At 76.6% G+C, this 870-nt stretch carries 1 protein-coding gene; it reads right to left on the bottom strand.

Annotated features, from left to right (window positions below; all coding sequences use genetic code 11):
- Positions 1-220: 220 nt before the first annotated feature.
- A partial coding sequence (locus D8M29_RS12680) for a DegV family protein (protein ID WP_148111634.1) occupies positions 221-870 on the bottom strand: 650 nt, incomplete at its 5' end.

The following is an 870-nucleotide window of genomic DNA, read 5'->3' as shown; positions in this document are numbered from 1 at the left end:
CGTGCGGGCCGGCCGTGTCGACGTCGGGGACGGCCGCGGGGTCCGGGGCGAAGGCGGGCGGATCGTCGCAGAGGCGGTGGCTGGGGCTCATGCGGGCAGTCTGCGTCCCCGCGTCTGAGCCGGGCGCGTCCCGTACCCGGCCTGGGGATGACCACCGCGGTCCGGGGCGGTGTGCAGGAACGGACGCGCCCGTCTCCGCTGCGCTCCTGCACGGGCGGCCTCAGTCCCCCGAGCCCCCCGTGGGCGATTCCAGTGGGCAGATCACCACGCCCAGCGCACCCAGGCCCAGGTGCGCGGCGAGCACGGCGGGCAGCTCGACGACGGGCACGGGTGTGGTGGAGATCGGCTGCAGACGCTCCGCGAGCTGCATGGCCGTCTCGGGGTCGCCGTACTCGTGGACGGCGATCCGCACCGGGTCCTCTCCGGCCCTCTCGACCGCGAGCTCCACGAGCCGGTCGACGGCGCGGGCCGCGGACCGCGGGCGGTCGACCAGGCCGATCGCGCCGTCGTCGACGGCCATGACGGGGCGCACCTGCAGCAGGGTGCCCAGCAGCGAGGCGAGCCCGCTGATCCGCCCGCCCCGGCGCAGCTGCTCGAGGCTGGGCACCGTGAACAGCACGTGGCTGGAGTCCACGGTGGCCTCGAGCCGCTCGCGGATGCGGGCCACGGGCATTCCCACCCCCGCGTCCACGGCGGCGTCCACCACGGCCGTGCCCAGAGCGAAGCCCACGGTGCGCGAGTCCACCACGGTCACCGGGCGCTCGGCGTCCGCGGCGGCCAGGCGCGCGGCCTCCACGGTGCCGGAGAGCTCGCCGGACAGGTGGACGGAGAGGATGCGTGCGTAGCCGGCGCGGGCCAGCTCGGCGTAGG

This window comes from Micrococcus sp. HSID17227 (genome assembly GCF_003989405.1).
Lineage (GTDB): Bacteria > Actinomycetota > Actinomycetes > Actinomycetales > Micrococcaceae > Micrococcus > Micrococcus luteus.
This window is presented reverse-complemented; position numbering and strand designations above follow the sequence as displayed.